Genomic DNA, 12,098 nt, shown 5'->3' with positions numbered 1-12,098 from the left:
CCGCCTTATCGCGGCACGATTCACTCCGTCCCATTTCGCCGTGCCGTTTCCGCCGCTCGATTCACCCCAATGGCATCCGCCCCTGCGCGCCTTCGCGATCGGGATGGGCGCGGTTCGCTCGACCATTCTCTCGCTGGTGCTGTTCGTCACCTATGTTGGGATCGGCGCGCTCGCCCATGACACGCATTTTTCGCTCGCCTGGGCGATGATGGGCACGCTGCTGGTGTGGGCGGGGCCGGCGCAGATCATTCTCATCTCCACGCTCGCCTCCGGTGCTTCCATCGTGCAGTCGGCGATCGCGGTGACCGTGAGCGCGATCAGGCTGTTTCCGATGGTGGTTGCGGTGCTGCCGATGATGCGCGCGCCGGAGACGAAACGGCGGCAGCTGGTGCTGGTTGCGCATTTCACGGCGGTGACGCTGTGGGTCGAATGCTATCGCTTCCTGCCGCATGTGCCGCGCGACAAGCGCATCGCCTTCGTCCATGGGCTCGGATGCGGGCTTGTCCTGATCGGTCTGGTCGCCACCGTGATCGGCTATGAGCTTGCCGCCAACCTGACGCAGACCTTCGGCTCGGCGATCCTCTTGCTGACGCCGCTGTCTTTTCTGTTCTCCACCGCGCGCAACTCGAAGGAGCTTGCGGACGTGCTGGCGCTGGGACTCGGACTTGCCTTCTATCCGCTGGCGTCGTTGCTCAACAGCGGTCTCGATATCCTGGTCAGTGGCGTCGCCGCCGGTACCATCGCCTTTGCCGTCCACAAATGGCGGGAGGGGCCATGAGCACGACATGAGCGGTACCATGAGCGAATTCTTCGGCGACTGGCACGCGCTACTGGTCCTGCTGCTGGCAGGTGTAATCCCGAACCAGATCTGGCGTATGCTTGGCCTGTGGCTCGGCGGCGGGCTGGACGAGGGATCGGACCTCCTGATGTGGGTGAAGGCGGTGGCGACCGCTATCCTCGCCGGCGTGATTGCGCAGATCCTTGTGCAGCCGCCGGGAGCTTTGGCCAGCGTGCCCGGCTTCTTGCGCTACGGCGCGCTGGTGGTGGGTTTTGCCGCCTTCATGCTGACGCGGCGCTCGATCTTTGCCGGCGTCCTCTGCGGCGAAATCTTCATGCTGACGGGCAGATGGTTCCTTGGCTAGAGAGCGTTTTCGAGCGAAGTGGACACCGGTTCGCGTGAAGAAAACGCGTCAAAACAAGAATCCGGAGCTTCGGTTCTGATTCAATCAGAACCGGAAATGCTCTAAGGTCCGCAATTTGCAGTGTCGCCATAATTCGCTAGACTCGCTGGCGGACTTACGGGACTGATCGAGATGGTACGAGAAAACGAAATTCGCGAGGGCGAGCGCGCGGTTGATATGCCCGAGACGACCGATGCGGGGCTCGTCTTCATCGGCCGCATCCGTACGCCCTGGACCTCGCGGCTGGAGACGCCGCGGCAAGGCCGGCATGACGGGCCGATCTGCCGGCTGGAGATCTTCGAGCCCTGGGTGCCCGCCATCAAGGGCGTCGACTTCTATTCCAACCTCGAGGTGATCTATTGGCTCGACCAGTCGCGCCGTGACCTCGTGCTGCAGAGCCCGAAGAACAACAAATCGACCCGCGGCACCTTCTCGCTACGCTCGCCGGTGCGTCCCAACCCGATCGGGACGTCAATCGTGAAACTGGAGCGCATCGAAGGCAACATGATCCTGGTGCGAGGGCTCGATTGCCTCGACGGCACCCCGCTCCTGGACGTGAAGCCCGACCGTTGCGAGTTCACCCCGCTGGCCGCACCGCAACCGGGCGATTTTCAGACGGAGTAGCCGCCGTCATTGCGAGGAGCGGAGCGACGAAGCAATCCAGAGTCGTGGCGTGGCCCTGGATTGCTTTGCGTCGCTCGCAATGACGGTGAAGACGGCGAGGACCTACATCCCCTCCAACGCAGCCATGAGCTTCGTCGCGTTGTCTTCCAGGACCTTCACATCTTCCTTTCGAGATGCCGGCGGCAACAGCGCGATGCCGTCGTAGCGGGGCATGACGTGAACATGGAGGTGAAACACCACCTGGCCTCCGGCTGGCTCGTTGAACTGCTGGATGGTGATGCCGTCGGCGTCGAATGCGTCCTTGGCCGCACGCGCGATGAGGCGGGTGGCGCGGCCGACATGGAGGTAGTCCTCCTCCGTGATGTCGAGGATGTTACGGGCAGGGGCCTTGGGGATCACCAGCGTATGGCCGGGTACGCGCGGCATGATGTCGAGGAAGGCGAGCACATGCTCGTTCTCATAGACCTTGTGGCAGGGAAACTCACCGCGCAGGATTTTGGCGAACGCGTTGTTGTTGTCGTAGGCAGTCATAGCGGCTCTCCCGGCGGCTTCTCAGAAAATTGGCGGCAATTTCGCCGTGCGCTGGCGCGCGGTCAAGACGCTTCGTCGGAGCTTTTGCGGAACGGTACGGCTTCCGCAAGCTCGCGGCCGGCCTCGGCCACATAGGCGCGCTCGCGCCTGAGATATTCGTCGATCGCGCGGTGCAGGCCGGCGTCTGCAATGTAATGCGCCGAATAGGTCGTGCGCGGTTCATAGCCGCGGGCAAGCTTGTGCTCGCCTTGCGCGCCGGCCTCGACGACCTTCAGGCCATGCTTGATGGCGTAGTCGATCGCCTGGTAGTAGCAGACCTCGAAATGCAGGAACGGGTGATGCTCGATCGCGCCCCAATGCCGGCCGAACAGCGTGTCCGAGCCGATGAAATTGATCGCGCCCGCGATCCAGCGATGATTGCGGCGGACCATTACGAGCAACACGTCCTTCGCCATGCTGCTGCCGATCAGCGAATAGAATGAGCGGGTGAGATAGGGCCGGCCCCATTTACGCGAGCCGGTCTCCATGTAGAATTGAAAGAACGCATCCCACGCGTCCTCGGTGATGGCGGCACCGGTCAGCCAATGAATGCTGACGCCGGCGGCGACCGCCTCGCGCCGCTCGCGCTTGATCGCCTTGCGGTGGCGCGAGTTGAGCGTGGCGAGAAAGTCGTCGAAGCTGGCAAAGCCCTGGTTCTGCCAGTGGAATTGCTGGTCGGTCCGCTGCAGGAAACCGTGCTTTGCGAGCAGCCTCCATTCTTCCTCGCGCGCAAAGGTCACGTGCGCCGACGACGCCTTGCTCACACCCGTCAGCGCGATCAGGCCGCTCGCAAGGGCCGACGCAATCTCGTCGCGGTTCACACCGTCGCGGATCAGAAGGCGCGGGCCGGTCGCGGGCGTGAAGGGAACCGAGGCTTGCAGCTTCGGATAATAGCGCCCGCCGGCTCGCTCATAGGCATCGGCCCAACCGCGGTCGAAGACATATTCGCCTTGCGAATGCGATTTCAGATAGCAGGGGACGATGCCGGCGGCCTTGCCGTCGATCTTGGCGATCAGATGCCGCGCTCCCCAGCCGGTGCGCGGTGCGGCCGAGCCGGAGGCTTCCAGCGCCGAGAAAAACGCGTGGGAAACGAAGGGGTTGTAGGCGCGTTTTGTGGTCGCGCAAGAGCCGGCGAGAGGATCGGCGCCGTTGCCGTGGCTGTTGCTCACGTCCGGATTGGCGCACGCATTCCATTCCTCCGCCGGGACTTCGGCGACCGAGGGAACTGCTTCAAGGGTGATTTCAGACGACGCCATCTGCTTCAAAGATCGTGCATTGCAGCAGCGAGTTCAAGGGGGCGCTCTGTCGACCGTTCAGGGCACAAACCCCTCAAAAATCATCTGGTCCGCATATTGCCGGGCATGGGCACGCTGGGCCGGCGTACGCACCGTCCAGGTAAGCAGCGGACAGCGGAAGACATTGCGCGCAAGCCAGGGTGCGAACGCGGGCAGCTCGTCGACGTAATAGGCGACGAAATCCGGCCTGGTGCGGAGGACATGCCGCAAATGTGTCATGTCGCGGCGTTGTGCGGGCGAGGCTTCCGGCCAATCTTTGGCCGTGTAGTGCCGCTCAGCGACGATGCCGCGCGGGCGCGATGGGATCAGCTCGCGCAGCGCCATCACCTGGTCGGGATCGAAGGACATGCCGACCGCCGGGCCCCGATAGGATGACAACACCTGCGACATCCGCGCCACCAGCTTGCGGTCGCCGTCAAAAACGCTCTTCACCTCGATCACCAGCGGTACGCGGCCGGCGACGAGTTCGCAGAGCTCAGAGAGCGTCATCATCCGCTCGGCGGTCCCCTTGAAGGGCACGGATTTCAGCTCCGCCGCGGTCTTCTCGCGCAGCCGCCCGCTGCCCTCGGTGAGACGACCGAGCGCGCCATCATGATGCACCATGGCTTCGCCATCGGCCGATAACTGGATGTCGCACTCGATGGCGAAGTTGCCGTCGATGGCGGCTTGTGCCGCCGCCGGCATGTTCTCGATGATGCCGCGCGCGGCATTGTGCAGGCCGCGGTGAGCGACGGGACGCGCCGTCAGCCAATCGGGGGCGCTCAAGGTTTAAGCAACCTCGAACAGGCCCTCGACTTCAACCGACGCATCCGCCGGCAGCGAAGCGACGCCGACCGTGGTGCGGGCATGGCGGCCCTTGTCGCCGAACACCTCGACCATCAGGTCCGAGGCGCCGTTGAGCACCTTCGGCCCATCGAGGAAGTCCGGCGCCGAATTGACGAAGCCGCCGAGGCGCACCACGCGCACCACCTTGTCCAGATCGCCGATCGCGGCCTTGACCTGGGCCAACAGGTTGATGCCGCAGCCACGCGCCGCCGCAGCGCCTTGCTCGACGGTGACGCCGCCCCCCAGCTTGCCCTTGGCGATCAGCTTGCCGGCGCCATCGAAGCAGACCTGGCCCGACACGAACAGGAGATTGCCGGTGCGGACGAAGCCGACATAGTTCGCCACCGGCGCCGCAGGCGCGTGCAGGGTGATACCCAGGGATGCCAATTTCTGTTCGATCGTGCCCGCCATCTGAACGTCCTCGCTTTTTTTATACCATCATCCGGCCGGGATGCGGTCGGGTGCGGCCCTGTTTCGCCGATTGCGCTATGACATGCAAGCCGCCCCGGGGCGCGCGCTCGCTTGCGATTTCACGCCGGAAAACAAAGCCATGCGCGCCAAATTTGCACTTTTCCGTGAGGGCGCCCCAGTTGCGACGCAATAGGGCGGCCATTAGAGTGCCGAATCTTCGCTTGCAAGGATCAGCCAGCCATGGGTTTTGCGCTTCCTCGGTTCAGGACTTCGCTCGGTGTGCTGGCAGTCGCTGCCATGGCTTGCGGACCGGCGGTCGCGGCTGCCACCGTGCCGTTTCTGCCGCATCAGGCGCTGTATGATTTGAGCCTCGTCAAGTCGCGCGGCTCCAACCCCGTCAACAGCGCGCGCGGCCGCATCCTCTATAATTTCTCCGGCAATGCCTGCGAGGGCTACACCTCCGAATTTCGCCAGGTCTCCGAGCTCGAGATCGGCGAGGGCAAGATGATGCTGTCCGATCTGCGCTCGACGTCCTGGGAGGATGGCGCTGGCAAGAGCTACCGCTTCAAGATCGAGACGCGCACCAATGATTCCGATCCCGCGCCGGTCGACGGCATTGCCGAGCGCACCGGCGATCACATCACGGTCAAGCTGAAGCAGCCGGAGAACAAGACGTTTACGATCGACGGCGCGACCGTTTTCCCAACCGAGCAGATCCAGCGCATCATCGCAGCCGCCAAGGAAGGCAAGTCGCTGCTGGAATTGACCGTCTATGACGGCTCCGACAATGGCGAGAAGATCTACAACACGCTGACCGTGATCGGGCAGCAGGTGCCCGCCGACAAGACCGTGGCTTCGCCCGATCCTTCGACCGAGAACGACCAGATGAAGTCGCTGGCGCGATGGCCTGTCACGGTGAGCTATTACGACCGCGACGCCAAGGCCAAGGAAGGCGAGCAGACGCCGGTCTATGCAATGTCGTTCGAATTGTACGAGAACGGCGTTTCGCGCGCGCTGGTGCTCGACTACAACGATTTCGTGATCTCGGGCACGATGGGCAAATTCGACATCAAGGACGCCAAGCCCTGTAATTGATGCGTATTCGATGCGCCTTTTTGAATGACGCATGTCAGTTAAATGACGCATCGGAACTGAATCTAGCTCGCGCGTCCTTGAAATAACGTGAGCGGCTGTCCTCTTTAAATGGTGTGCTCGCTTTCTCATCTCTCTCGATGGGGCTGAACTTTGTGTCGGCTTCCTCAACGGAGAAACAAGATGGCCAACCTGAAATTGCTATCGGCTGCGCTGTTCGCTGCGGCCGTGATCGCTGCCCCCGCCTTGGCGCGCGAGCACCATGCGAGTTCGCGGTCTGTCGCCCAGGATACCTATGCCGCCGCTGCGCCTGATGCCGCCTATGCCGGCCCGGTCTACGGCAACGGCTATCGTTGCATCCCGGCACCGCGCGTCGGCGCATTCGCGGGTGCGCCCTGGACCAACAGCGTGCCCTGTGAGCCGGCCTTCGTGTCGCCGCAGGCCTACTACTGAGCGCTCTTCGTTCGTCATTGCGAGCGTAAGCGAAGCAATCCAGGGCCACGACGAGGACCCTGGATTGCGTCGTCGCGTTGTTTCAGGTCGCGTTGTTTCTCACAATGACGCAGATCGCTGTCAATCCGCCTTTTCCGGCCCGTCATAGGCGATGCCGCGGATCACTGCGGTTTGCCCGAATTTCTTGCGCAAATTGTCCATTGCACGCTCGGCATGCGCGGCGCGGCGGTCCAGCATGTCGGTATCGTCGCCTCGCGAGCCCGCGCGCAGCGCACTGACCCCGGTGCCCATCAGGCGAAAGGCGGTGCCGTCGATCTCTTTCGAGAGCAGCTCGCGCGATATCGCGAATATCTTGGACGCCAGCTGCGTCGGCGCGTTGATCGATTGCGAGCGCGTGCGCTGGCGGAAGTCGGCGGTCTTCAGCTTCAGCGTGACGGTCGAGCCCGCCAGCTCGGCGTTTTTCAGCCGCGAGGAGAGCTTCTCCGACAGCCGCCACAACAGTTTTTCCAGCGTGGCAAAATCGCGGATGTCGGTCTCGAAGGTGGTTTCGCTGGAGATCGTCTTGGCGCCGCGATCGGCCTCCACCTTGCGCTGGTCGATGCCGCGCGCGAGCCGCCAGAGCCTGCGGCCGTCGGACGGAAACTGCTTCATCATCTCGATCTCGTCGGCGCGCTGCAGATCGGCGATGGTGCGGAAGCCGCGGTTGACGAGCTTCTCCTGGGTCGCAGGTCCGACGCCGAAGATGAAGCCGACGGGCTTGTCCGCGAGCAGGTTACGCGCCTGCTCCTGGTCGAGCGCGGCAAAGCCGCGCGGCTTGTCGAGGTCGGAGGCGATCTTGGCCAGGAACTTGTTGCAGGACAGCCCGACCGAGACCGTGATGCCGATATTGCGCTCGACGTCTCGGGCAAAACGCGCCAGCACCTTTGCCGGGATCATGCCATGCACGCGTTCGGTGCCGGCAAGGTCGAGAAAAGCCTCGTCGATCGAGAGCGGCTCGACCAGCGGCGTCAGCGCCTGCATGGCCTCACGCACCTCGCGTCCGACCCGGACGTATTTGGCCATGTCGGGCCGCACCACCGTCGCGTCAGGGCAAAGCTCCAACGCTTTGAACATCGGCATCGCCGAGCGCACGCCATAGGTGCGTGCGACATAGCAGGCCGCCGACACCACGCCGCGCTTGCCTCCACCGATGATCACGGGTCTGTCGGCAATATCGGGGTTGTCGCGCTTCTCGACGGTCGCATAGAACGCGTCGCAGTCGATATGGGCGAGCGACAGGGTCGGCAACGCACGATGACGCACGAGGCGAGGGGAGCCGCACGCGCTGCAGCGCCGGGCCCGCGCGTCCAGGTCGGCGAGGCAGTCCCGGCAGAAGCAGGTCGGCCCGCTCGACGCTGGCGCAATGTCGCTCACGGCACGTCGCGCTCCCATTTGGGATCGCCGAGCACCTGGCGGGCGGCTGCGATGTTGGTCGGATGCAGCTCGGAGGCCTCGGCGAATGCCTTCACGGTTGCGTCATCGCGCAGCACGAAATCGAGCACACTGGCCAGGAACCGTGGATCGGCGGCGGATTTGCGCAGGGTGTCCGGGCCGATTCCGGTCTCGGCCAGGAACCCGCCCAGCCGCTCGGGATCGCCCGCAATGAAGCTCAACGCCTGAATCGCAACGATTTCAGCCACTTCTCGGGGGTTTTGAACAGGCTTTTTCAATTGAATGGTTTGCCTTTCTGTTAACTTATGGTCTCTAATTCCAAAACGATCATGCCCGAGTCTTCCGAAGCTGTTCAAGCAAGTGGAAACCAAGACCAAGAAGAAGGCGCGCGGACTTAACGGGTTAGAGCGAATCTGCGGCTATTTTGAATTAGATTTCGAGATGGCGCGTGAGCGTGGTCGAGTGTGCTTGAAGACCGGATGTGCTCTTTGAGATGGATTGGGAGGACGGGATGGCCAAGACCGTCCTGATCGTCGAAGACAACGAGCTCAACATGAAGCTCTTCCGTGACCTCCTGGAGGCGCACGGCTATCAAACCTCGGGAACCAGCAACGGTTTCGAGGCGCTCAATCTCGTACGCAAGATGCGCCCCGACTTGATCCTGATGGACATTCAATTGCCGCAGGTGTCGGGTCTCGAAGTCACGCGCTGGATCAAGGACGATCCGGAGCTGCGCGCGATTCCCGTCGTGGCCGTCACTGCTTTTGCCATGAAGGGCGATGAAGAACGCATCCGCGAAGGCGGCTGCGAGGCCTATCTTTCCAAGCCGATCTCGGTCGGCAAATTCATTGAGACAGTCCGGCGTTTTATCGGGTAGGAGTGAGTTTCGGTGTCTGCGCGTATCCTGGTGGTCGACGACGTCCCCGCCAACGTCAAGCTTTTGGAAGCCCGCCTGTCGGCCGAATATTTCGATGTGCTGACGGCAAGCAACGGTACCGAAGCGCTGAAGATGTGCCAGCGCGCGGAATGCGACATCATCCTGCTCGACGTGATGATGCCTGACATCGACGGTTTTGAAGTCTGCCGCCGGCTGAAATCCGATCCGTTGACCCACCACATTCCCGTCGTCATGGTCACCGCGCTCGACAGTCCCGCCGACCGCGTGCGCGGGCTCGAGGCCGGCGCCGACGATTTTCTCACCAAGCCGGTCTCCGACATCGTGTTGCTGACGCGCGTGCGCTCGCTGACGCGGCTGAAGATGATGACAGATGAATTGCGCATGCGCGCGCTCACGTCGCTGGAGATCGGCGTGCAGACGCCGGAGCGCAGCGCAGTGGCCGACACGGGCAAGGGCGGGCGCGTCCTGCTGGTCGACGATCGCCAGTCTTCCTATGAGCGGATTGCGCCGCTGCTGTCCAGAGAGCACACGGTGGATGTCGAGACCAACCCGGCCGAGGCGCTGTTTCACGCCGCCGAGGGCAATTACGACCTCCTGATCGTCTCGCTCGACCTCGACAATTTCGATGGCCTGAGGCTCGCGAGCCAGGCGCGTTCGCTGGAGCGCACCCGCCATGTGCCGATTCTCGCGATCGCCGACCCCGAGAGTAACACGCGCCTGCTGCGCGGGCTCGAGATCGGGGTCAACGACTATCTGTTGCGTCCGATCGACAAGAACGAGTTGCTGGCGCGCGCCCGCACGCAGGTCCGCCGCCGCCGCTACACCGATCATCTGCGCGACAATGTGCAGAACTCGATCGAGATGGCGATCACGGACGCGCTGACCGGCCTGCATAACCGCCGCTACATGGAGAGCCATCTGGCGACGCTCGCCGAGCAGGCCGCATCCCGCGGCAAGCCGCTGGCGCTGATGATGCTCGACATCGACTATTTCAAGTCGATCAACGACACCTATGGCCACGACGCCGGCGACGACGTGCTGCGCGAATTCGCCGTGCGCATCCGCAAGTCGATCCGCGGCATCGATCTCGCCTGCCGCTATGGCGGCGAGGAGTTCGTGATCGTGATGCCGGAAACGGACTTGCACGTCGCGGGCATGGTGGCCGAGCGGCTGCGCCGCGCCATCGCCGGCGAGCCCTTCGCCGTCAACAAGGGCGGCAAGCGCATCGAGGTCACGATTTCGGTCGGGCTCGCGACCCTCGAAAGCAAGGGCGAACCCATCGCCGACGTGCTCAAGCGCGCCGACAAGGCTCTCTACCGCGCCAAGCACGACGGCCGCAACCGCGTGGTCTCGCAGGCGGCATAGGCCTTCCTTTGGTGTCTTCCCGGTGCCTCTTGCTCGGTGCGGAAACGGAAGAGCAAGAGTTCGATAAAAACGAAATAAAAATATTCTAGCGCAAGGAGCTGGACGCGATTTTCGTAGCGGTGCCGCCCGTCCGGGCAAATCAGTTACTGGGCCGTTTGCCCATAAACGCGTTGGCACGACGCGACGAGGCTACGTCGCTTTGCCCAGTTGGCGGCCAAGTTAACGTGTCGGCGCAATATTTCGCGAAGGACCACTAACCGACTCAGGCGCCGCAGCAGTTGTCGGCCTTTTCGATTATGATGTATCGCGGAAGAGTGCAGCGGAAAATCGGTACGCCGAACACATCAAAAAGGCCCGCCAACCGTGGGACCGTAGTAGCCGCCCCAGTGGCCCCACACGTCGCGGTCCCCGTAACCGCAGAATTCACCGCGCAAGCCGCTAGCGCGGTTACCGTAGCAAGAACTCCAGTCGTTATGACCCGCGCCGATAGTGGTATTTCCGTCGGCGTGCCGCGAGGTCATATGGTTCTCGCGAGCCAGAGCGGGAGTTGCGAGCATGGCTACGGTGATCAATGCGGCCGAGAGAAGTTCAAGCTTTCTCATTCAATTTCTCCATCGGATAGGAAGCCTGTGTTCTCTATCAAAATGGAGAGGCGATCGACCGATTAAAGGAACCTATCGTCACATCGTTTCAACTATACGCGACTCGACGCGCCGTATGATGTCGATATCACTCCGACCACGGCGCACGCCAGCTTCGGGTCACACGCGAAGAACTCAGGTTGAGCATATCGGGTCTGCTTCCAGTTATTGGGCCGTTTGCTCATAAGGTCGGTTCGGCGCGACGAGGCTACGTCGCTTTGCTCAGTCAGCGACCAAGTCAGCGCGGCGGCGCGACATGTCGCGAAAGGCCATTTGCAGACATCGCTCATTGGGGAATTCGTCAGGAGCTCGCACATACGGCTTTGGCGTTTGATCAACGCAATTGTCGATGCGCATCCCATGCCTTCGAAGGCACGATCATCTTCAAATCAAAAGGGTTGGTGTGAGCCAGCTCACACATCTACCGCGAGAAATTCGTGCAGTATGCACCTGCGAACCATGGAAGGTCTTAAATATCGATCCCGTTCCTTCGAGAGACAATTGGGAAGATATCTCGAACCGAGGTATTTGTCATGTCTGCGACGCGAACCACCATCGCCTTTGCCATGCTGTCTGTGATTTGCGCGACGCCAGTAAGCGCACAAGACATCTATTTGAGCCGTCAAAAACAGGCTTTAGGTGTGATCCTGGAGACAGCTAATTCGTTGTGTTATACGCTGAACCAGCAAGGACGTATGGTCGAAGGCGACGTTTCGGGGACCACCAAAGCCACGCTGGACGATGCAGTTTCACGTATAAAGAGTTTGGATCTCATTGGTACCGGTAAGCTCACCGAGAGGGACTATCAGGGAGTACAGCAGGACGCCCTGCCAGACGCGCTAGAAAGTTCGCAGGCCTGTAAACGCGCGATCTTCGACAGGCTAGTCGTTGTAATGGTTCCTGGCGTGGCAGATACCGGGCTTCCTATCTCTAGAAGCGTCCACCTGAATCCGCGCCGGCCCGAACATAAGCCAAGCATTGACTGCTCAAATACCAATGAGCCTCTTGAGGAACTGCTGTGTGCAGATGACGATTTGGCTCAATGGGACGGACGAATGGGCCAACTTTATTGGACCCAGATGCGACAGCTGTCTTCTGATGGACGGCGAGCGCTAAAGCAACAGCAGGTTAGTTGGATACGGAGCAGAAATCTCACCTGCAACTATACCCCATATGAAAGCTATTCGCTCGATCAGCTTTCCCCGGCAAAGCCGTGTATCTTGCAAATGACCAGACGGCGGGTAGAGGAATTGGGCAACTAAGCAACTAAAAAGGATTGCAAAGCCATCTCTGGAGGCAAGCCGATGAGGGC

At 61.8% G+C, this 12,098-nt stretch carries 15 protein-coding genes; 8 read left to right on the top strand and 7 right to left on the bottom strand.

Features of this window, described 5'->3' with window-relative positions:
• Positions 1-40: 40 nt before the first annotated feature.
• The 3 genes from A3AI_RS0110865 (at position 41) to tsaA (ending at position 1,805) form a co-directional block, all read left to right on the top strand.
• A complete protein-coding gene (locus tag A3AI_RS0110865) occupies positions 41-778 on the top strand; it encodes an AzlC family ABC transporter permease (RefSeq protein WP_024515601.1) in 738 nt (245 codons plus the stop codon).
• Positions 779-797: 19 nt separating this feature from the next.
• Positions 798-1,142: an AzlD domain-containing protein gene (locus A3AI_RS0110860; protein WP_024515600.1), complete on the top strand. Its 345-nt coding sequence runs from the start codon at positions 798-800 to the stop codon at positions 1,140-1,142.
• A gap of 171 nt (positions 1,143-1,313) precedes the next feature.
• Positions 1,314-1,805: a tRNA (N6-threonylcarbamoyladenosine(37)-N6)-methyltransferase TrmO gene (gene tsaA, locus A3AI_RS0110855; protein WP_024515599.1), complete on the top strand. Its 492-nt coding sequence runs from the start codon at positions 1,314-1,316 to the stop codon at positions 1,803-1,805.
• A gap of 102 nt (positions 1,806-1,907) precedes the next feature.
• Here tsaA and A3AI_RS0110850 read toward each other — a convergent pair whose 3' ends face one another.
• The 4 genes from A3AI_RS0110850 to A3AI_RS0110835 all read right to left on the bottom strand — a co-directional run bounded on the left by A3AI_RS0110850 (position 1,908) and on the right by A3AI_RS0110835 (position 4,906).
• Complete coding sequence (locus tag A3AI_RS0110850) at positions 1,908-2,336, bottom strand: HIT family protein (protein WP_024515598.1); 429 nt, start codon at positions 2,334-2,336, stop codon at positions 1,908-1,910.
• A gap of 62 nt (positions 2,337-2,398) precedes the next feature.
• On the bottom strand, positions 2,399-3,631 hold the full coding sequence (locus A3AI_RS0110845; RefSeq protein ID WP_024515597.1) for a GNAT family N-acetyltransferase: 1,233 nt from the start codon (positions 3,629-3,631) through the stop codon (positions 2,399-2,401).
• 57 nt (positions 3,632-3,688) lie between these two features.
• Positions 3,689-4,435, bottom strand: a complete 747-nt coding sequence (locus A3AI_RS0110840) for a glycerophosphodiester phosphodiesterase (protein WP_024515596.1) — start codon at positions 4,433-4,435, stop codon at positions 3,689-3,691.
• A 3-nt stretch (positions 4,436-4,438) separates the two neighbouring features.
• Entirely contained in the window at positions 4,439-4,906 is a 468-nt protein-coding gene (locus A3AI_RS0110835) for a RidA family protein (RefSeq protein WP_024515595.1), read from the bottom strand.
• 240 nt (positions 4,907-5,146) lie between these two features.
• Here A3AI_RS0110835 and A3AI_RS0110825 point away from each other — a divergent pair, with 240 nt between their 5' ends.
• Both A3AI_RS0110825 and A3AI_RS0110820 read left to right on the top strand, forming a co-directional pair.
• On the top strand, positions 5,147-6,001 hold the full coding sequence (locus A3AI_RS0110825) for a cell envelope integrity EipB family protein (protein ID WP_024515594.1): 855 nt from the start codon (positions 5,147-5,149) through the stop codon (positions 5,999-6,001).
• A gap of 180 nt (positions 6,002-6,181) precedes the next feature.
• Positions 6,182-6,451 (top strand): hypothetical protein, encoded by a 270-nt coding sequence (locus A3AI_RS0110820; RefSeq protein WP_024515593.1) that lies wholly within the window; start codon positions 6,182-6,184, stop codon positions 6,449-6,451.
• 120 nt (positions 6,452-6,571) lie between these two features.
• On the opposite strand, the gene A3AI_RS0110815 is transcribed toward A3AI_RS0110820, so the two are convergent.
• Together A3AI_RS0110815 and A3AI_RS0110810 are read right to left on the bottom strand one after the other, a co-directional pair.
• The gene (locus A3AI_RS0110815; protein WP_024515592.1) at positions 6,572-7,882 is read right to left on the bottom strand and encodes a DNA polymerase IV; all 1,311 of its coding nucleotides are present in this window, start codon (positions 7,880-7,882) and stop codon (positions 6,572-6,574) included.
• Positions 7,861-8,160, bottom strand: coding sequence for a DUF3572 domain-containing protein (locus A3AI_RS0110810; protein WP_024515591.1), 300 nt, complete (start codon positions 8,158-8,160; stop codon positions 7,861-7,863). The genes A3AI_RS0110815 and A3AI_RS0110810 overlap by 22 nt, the downstream gene beginning before the upstream one ends.
• 233 nt (positions 8,161-8,393) lie before the next feature.
• Between A3AI_RS0110810 and A3AI_RS0110805 the strand changes: the two genes are divergently transcribed.
• Together A3AI_RS0110805 and A3AI_RS0110800 are read left to right on the top strand one after the other, a co-directional pair.
• On the top strand, positions 8,394-8,759 hold the full coding sequence (locus A3AI_RS0110805; RefSeq protein ID WP_024508686.1) for a response regulator: 366 nt from the start codon (positions 8,394-8,396) through the stop codon (positions 8,757-8,759).
• Positions 8,760-8,771: 12 nt separating this feature from the next.
• Complete coding sequence (locus tag A3AI_RS0110800; protein ID WP_024515590.1) at positions 8,772-10,145, top strand: PleD family two-component system response regulator; 1,374 nt, start codon at positions 8,772-8,774, stop codon at positions 10,143-10,145.
• 344 nt (positions 10,146-10,489) lie between these two features.
• Here the strand turns inward: A3AI_RS0110800 and A3AI_RS42530 are convergent, their stop codons facing one another.
• Positions 10,490-10,747 (bottom strand): hypothetical protein, encoded by a 258-nt coding sequence (locus A3AI_RS42530; protein ID WP_036047870.1) that lies wholly within the window; start codon positions 10,745-10,747, stop codon positions 10,490-10,492.
• Positions 10,748-11,319: 572 nt separating this feature from the next.
• Between A3AI_RS42530 and A3AI_RS0110795 the strand changes: the two genes are divergently transcribed.
• Positions 11,320-12,048: a lysozyme inhibitor LprI family protein gene (locus A3AI_RS0110795; RefSeq protein WP_024515589.1), complete on the top strand. Its 729-nt coding sequence runs from the start codon at positions 11,320-11,322 to the stop codon at positions 12,046-12,048.
• The last annotated feature ends 50 nt before the right edge of the window (positions 12,049-12,098 follow it).

It is taken from the genome of Bradyrhizobium sp. Tv2a-2 (assembly GCF_000472425.1).
GTDB lineage: Bacteria > Pseudomonadota > Alphaproteobacteria > Rhizobiales > Xanthobacteraceae > Bradyrhizobium.
This window is presented reverse-complemented; position numbering and strand designations above follow the sequence as displayed.

Excerpts from the sequence above, each read along its gene's own strand:
- A3AI_RS42530 (WP_036047870.1), bottom strand. The coding sequence starts at position 10,747 with ATGAGAAAGCTTGAACTTCTCTCGGCCGCATTGATCACCGTAGCCATG.
- A3AI_RS0110845 (WP_024515597.1), bottom strand. The coding sequence starts at position 3,631 with ATGGCGTCGTCTGAAATCACCCTTGAAGCAGTTCCCTCGGTCGCCGAA.
- A3AI_RS0110835 (WP_024515595.1), bottom strand. The coding sequence starts at position 4,906 with ATGGCGGGCACGATCGAACAGAAATTGGCATCCCTGGGTATCACCCTG.
- A3AI_RS0110850 (WP_024515598.1), bottom strand. The coding sequence starts at position 2,336 with ATGACTGCCTACGACAACAACAACGCGTTCGCCAAAATCCTGCGCGGT.
- A3AI_RS0110825 (WP_024515594.1), top strand. The coding sequence starts at position 5,147 with ATGGGTTTTGCGCTTCCTCGGTTCAGGACTTCGCTCGGTGTGCTGGCA.
- A3AI_RS0110860 (WP_024515600.1), top strand. The coding sequence starts at position 798 with ATGAGCGAATTCTTCGGCGACTGGCACGCGCTACTGGTCCTGCTGCTG.
- A3AI_RS0110805 (WP_024508686.1), top strand. The coding sequence starts at position 8,394 with ATGGCCAAGACCGTCCTGATCGTCGAAGACAACGAGCTCAACATGAAG.
- A3AI_RS0110795 (WP_024515589.1), top strand. The coding sequence starts at position 11,320 with ATGTCTGCGACGCGAACCACCATCGCCTTTGCCATGCTGTCTGTGATT.
- tsaA (WP_024515599.1), top strand. The coding sequence starts at position 1,314 with ATGGTACGAGAAAACGAAATTCGCGAGGGCGAGCGCGCGGTTGATATG.
- A3AI_RS0110820 (WP_024515593.1), top strand. The coding sequence starts at position 6,182 with ATGGCCAACCTGAAATTGCTATCGGCTGCGCTGTTCGCTGCGGCCGTG.
- A3AI_RS0110815 (WP_024515592.1), bottom strand. The coding sequence starts at position 7,882 with ATGGGAGCGCGACGTGCCGTGAGCGACATTGCGCCAGCGTCGAGCGGG.